The organism is Arthrobacter sp. TB 26 (genome assembly GCF_000427315.1).
Lineage (GTDB): Bacteria > Actinomycetota > Actinomycetes > Actinomycetales > Micrococcaceae > Arthrobacter.
Genome location: NZ_AUPJ01000207.1, coordinates 7,596 through 11,436, shown reverse-complemented (window position 1 = coordinate 11,436; position 3,841 = coordinate 7,596). Strand labels below are relative to the sequence as shown.

At 69.3% G+C, this 3,841-nt stretch carries 4 protein-coding genes and 1 pseudogene; 4 read left to right on the top strand and 1 reads right to left on the bottom strand.

All coding sequences use genetic code 11. The features are described 5' to 3' along the window. Positions 1 to 168 precede the first annotated feature (168 nt). Positions 169 to 1,425, top strand: a complete 1,257-nt coding sequence (locus K789_RS0107400) for a DNA glycosylase AlkZ-like family protein (protein WP_024366208.1) — start codon at positions 169 to 171, stop codon at positions 1,423 to 1,425. 44 nt (positions 1,426 to 1,469) lie between these two features. Here the strand turns inward: K789_RS0107400 and K789_RS0107395 are convergent, their stop codons facing one another. Continuing rightward, positions 1,470 to 1,973: a nucleoside deaminase gene (locus K789_RS0107395; RefSeq protein ID WP_024366207.1), complete on the bottom strand. Its 504-nt coding sequence runs from the start codon at positions 1,971 to 1,973 to the stop codon at positions 1,470 to 1,472. Positions 1,974 to 2,057: 84 nt separating this feature from the next. On the opposite strand from K789_RS0107395, the gene K789_RS0107390 reads away from it, so the two are divergent. The 3 genes and pseudogenes from K789_RS0107390 to K789_RS22555 form a co-directional block, all read left to right on the top strand. Then, positions 2,058 to 2,900: a phosphatase PAP2 family protein gene (locus K789_RS0107390; protein ID WP_024366206.1), complete on the top strand. Its 843-nt coding sequence runs from the start codon at positions 2,058 to 2,060 to the stop codon at positions 2,898 to 2,900. 12 nt (positions 2,901 to 2,912) lie between these two features. Beyond that, the gene (gene upp / locus K789_RS0107385; protein WP_024366205.1) at positions 2,913 to 3,548 is read left to right on the top strand and encodes a uracil phosphoribosyltransferase; all 636 of its coding nucleotides are present in this window, start codon (positions 2,913 to 2,915) and stop codon (positions 3,546 to 3,548) included. 23 nt (positions 3,549 to 3,571) lie between these two features. After that, positions 3,572 to 3,802, top strand: a pseudogene (locus K789_RS22555) (VOC family protein); the annotation flags it as partial. Positions 3,803 to 3,841 lie beyond the last annotated feature (39 nt).

Below are 3,841 nucleotides of genomic sequence, written 5' to 3'. Positions count from 1 at the left end.
CCGCCGCGGTTGACGCCCGGGACAGACTGCCCGGCTGGGAGGCCACAGCCCGGACCGTGCTGGAAACCCTTGACCCGGTACGCCCGACCGGGCTGCCGCCCGTCGGGAGGCCGGAAAAGGCTGCCGCGGAAGATTCCCCTGCCGCACAAGCTGGTGGACAATGACCCCATGACGCCCGAGCCCCTGACCACGCAGCCCCTGACGGCGAACGCGCCGCCGGCCCGGACCCTCACCCGGGAGCGGCTCCGCGCCTGGGCCTGGCACAAGCAGGGCCTGGACGGCTCACTGGCTGGCTGCACCTCGGAACAGGTGTTCGCCCGGGCGGGCTGGGCACGCTCCGTTGGCGGCGCCAACCCCTACCTCACACTCTTCGCCCGGGCCGGCATCCGCCGCGCACAAGTGGACTCCGACGTCCTGGCGCACCGGATCCTGGAAGTCCCGACGGCGCGCGGCTGCACCTACGTCCTAGGCCGGGACGACTTCGCCTGGGCCCTGCAGCTCGGCCGGGACGCGGCCGAGGCTGCGGTCAAGGTGGTCGGCCGGCTCGGCGTGGACCGCGGCGAAATCACCCTGCTGGAGGAGCAGGTGCTGCACACGCTCGCCGATGCCGCCGTCCCGATGGATCCGCGGCAGCTCAAGGAGGAACTCGGCGAATCCGTGCGGAACCTCGGCGAGGAGGGCAAGAAGAAAGGCGCCACCACCACGCTGCCCACCGCCCTCGGCATCCTGCAGTCGCAGGGCCGGATCCGCCGCGTCCCGGCCAACGGGCGCCTGGACCAGCAGCGCTACGCCTACGAGCTGTGGGACCTGCCGCCGAGCCCGCTCGACGACGACGATGCCCGCACCGAGATGATCCGCCGCTACCTTGGCTGGACCGGAGGGGCCACCTTCAAACAGTCGCAGTGGTTCACGGCTTTCACCGTGGCCCAGAGCAGGGCGTCGCTGGCCGGAGCCGGCGCGGTCGAAGTTCCCACCGCCGCCGGGGACACGCTGTGGATGCTGCCCGACGACGTCGAACGGCTCGCCGCGTTTGAAGAGCCGGCCGGGGAGCAGATCCAATTGCTTGCCGGAACGGACTCCCTCACGCTGTTGCGGCGCAACGCCGCCGAACTGCTTGCCGACGAGGACCAGCACACGAAGGCCCTGGGTTCGCTCGCGCTGCAGGCGGACCTCCCGGACCATCCCATCTTCGACCGGGGCCGGATCATCGGGCTGTGGCAATACGATCCCGGCAAGGAACGGATCGTGCCCTGGGTGTTCCACGCGCCCACGGCCGCCGTGACGCGCCGGATTGCCGAAGTCGAGGACTGGATCCGCGAGGACCTGGGCGATTTTCGCGCCTTCAGCCTCGATTCACCGGCCACCCGGCAGAAGAGGATCGACGGCCTGGCGGCCGCCGCGGCAGGCTCCGCCGACGGCAGGTAAGACTCCTGGGAACACCGGCACGGGGGAACTGTGATGGACCCGGGTTACGCGCCGCGGTGCCCGGCAAAGAAGTCCCGCAGCAACGCTGCGCACTCCTGTTCCCGGACCCCGCCATACACTTCCACCCAGTGGTTGAGCCGGCGCTCGCGGAGGATGTCGAACACGGACCCGGCGGCCCCGGCCTTCTCGTCCCAGGCACCGAAGACCACCCGGGGAATCCGGGCCAGCACCACGGCGCCGGCGCACATGGCGCAGGGTTCCAGCGTGACCACCAGCGTGCAGTCCGCCAGCCGCCAGCCGTCACCGGCGCTCCCGCCCCGGGCGGTTATTTCCTGCAGCCGGGCGGCGGCCTCACGGATGGCCACCATCTCCGCGTGCGCCGTCGGGTCGCCGAGCGCCTCGCGTTCGTTGCGCCCGCGGCCGAGTACCGTGCCGTCGGGGCCGATGACGACGGCGCCGATCGGCACGTCTTCGGTGGCCAGAGCGGCGCGCGCCTCGGTGAGGGCAAGGCCCATCCATTCGGCATGGCGGGGCTCGGGGGAAGTCATGGCTCAATGATAGTTTCGACACTAAGCAAGCTGTGCAGCCCGGCTGCCCGGCAACTACACCGGCACCTACATTCGGGAGAAACCGTGAACACCGGGACAGAGAGCTGGTTGACGCAGCGTTGGGGCAAATGGGTGGTGCCCTACGCGGCGCTGTGGGCCACGATGCTCATCGGCGGCGTGGTGGTGCTGGTCCTGGCGCTGTTGAGTGCCGAGGTCTATGACAACGTCGTGGACGACGCCGGCCTGGCGAACCTGGACAAGCCCACCCTCGGGATGATGGAGCAGCTCCGCAGCCCCGGCCTGGATGCGTTTGTCACGGGCTTCACCAACATCGGCGGCGGGATCGGGATGCCCATCCTCGCCAGTATCCTCACGGCGTGGCTCATCTGGGCCAGCCGGACCTGGCGGCCGCTGATCCTGATCGGAGGTGCTGCCGCCGTCTCCGTGACCGCGACGACCGTGGGCAAGAAACTGATCGGCCGCACCCGCCCGGACCACGCCGACGCCGTCCCGCCCTACGAAACCTCGCCGTCGTTCCCGAGCGGCCACACGCTCAACACCACGGTGGTGATCGGGCTGGTGGTGTACCTCGCCTGCCTGCAGATCAAGCGCACCCTGGCCCGGGTCAGCCTGATCGCGGCGGGGGCGGTGTTCATCTTCGCGATGGGCATGAGCCGGGTCTATCTGGGCCACCACTGGATGACCGATGTGATCATCGGATGGGTCCTGGGACTGGCCTGGGTCGGGATAGTGATCCTGGCCCACCGGCTCTTCCATGTCCTGCGGCACCGGGAACACGCCGGACCCGCACCGACTTTCGACAACGAGGTCCACCTGCGCGACGGCGCCGCCGGCAGCGGTGCTCCGGGGGAGAAGAACGACGTCGGGACCCGCGGTCCCACGGGCGGGCCCCCTGCCGCCGGGTGATAGTTTTGACCCATGCGCACTCTCGTTGTGGACCACCCGCTGGTCGCCCATAAGCTCACCGTTCTGCGGGACAAGAACACCCCGTCCCCGGTCTTCCGCCAGCTCACCGAGGAACTCGTCACGCTCCTGGCGTACGAGGCCACCCGCGAAGTCCGCACCGAACCGGTGACTATCGAGACGCCGGTCAGCACCACCATCGGCACCGCTTTCACCAAGCCCACCCCGCTGGTGGTCCCCATCCTGCGCGCCGGACTCGGCATGCTCGAGGGCATGACCAAGCTGGTCCCCACCGCCGAGGTCGGCTTCCTGGGCATGGCCCGCGATGAAGAGACACTGGACATCATCACCTACGCCGAACGCCTCCCCGAGGATCTCACCGACCGGCAGATCTTCGTTCTGGACCCCATGCTCGCCACCGGCGGCACGCTGCGCGAGGCCATCAAGTTCCTCTTCAAGCGCGGCGCTTCCGACGTCACCTGCATCTGCCTTCTGGCCGCCCCGGAAGGCCTGGCGAAGCTGGAAGAAGAGCTTGCCGACGCCAACGTGACGATCGTGCTCGCATCGATCGACGAGAAGCTCAATGAGAAGTCCTACATCGTCCCGGGCCTGGGCGACGCCGGCGACCGCCTCTACGGCGTGGCCGGCTAAGCCCTCCCGGAAAATAGCAGCGCTCCGGCTGCTCGATAGCCATCGGCGAGGGGCTCAATGACGCCCCGCCGGGAACGGCCCCCAGCCTGCAGCTCGTGGTCAGCGACATCCAGGCCGCCCACAAACAGCTCAAGGACAACGGCGTGGACGTCAGCGACGTCGACGTCCAGGACTGGGGGCGCTTCGTCTACTTCGCTGATCCGGACGGCAACAAATGGGCGGTGCAGTACATCCCCAGCCGTCCCGGCGGTTAGCCGCTCCGCGACACCGTCGCCGGACTGCGGCAGGCACAC

Bases quoted from the DNA above. Each gene is read 5' to 3' on its own strand.
- K789_RS0107400 (WP_024366208.1), top strand. From the start codon at position 169: ATGACGCCCGAGCCCCTGACCACGCAGCCCCTGACGGCGAACGCGCCG.
- K789_RS0107395 (WP_024366207.1), bottom strand. From the start codon at position 1,973: ATGACTTCCCCCGAGCCCCGCCATGCCGAATGGATGGGCCTTGCCCTC.
- upp (WP_024366205.1), top strand. From the start codon at position 2,913: ATGCGCACTCTCGTTGTGGACCACCCGCTGGTCGCCCATAAGCTCACC.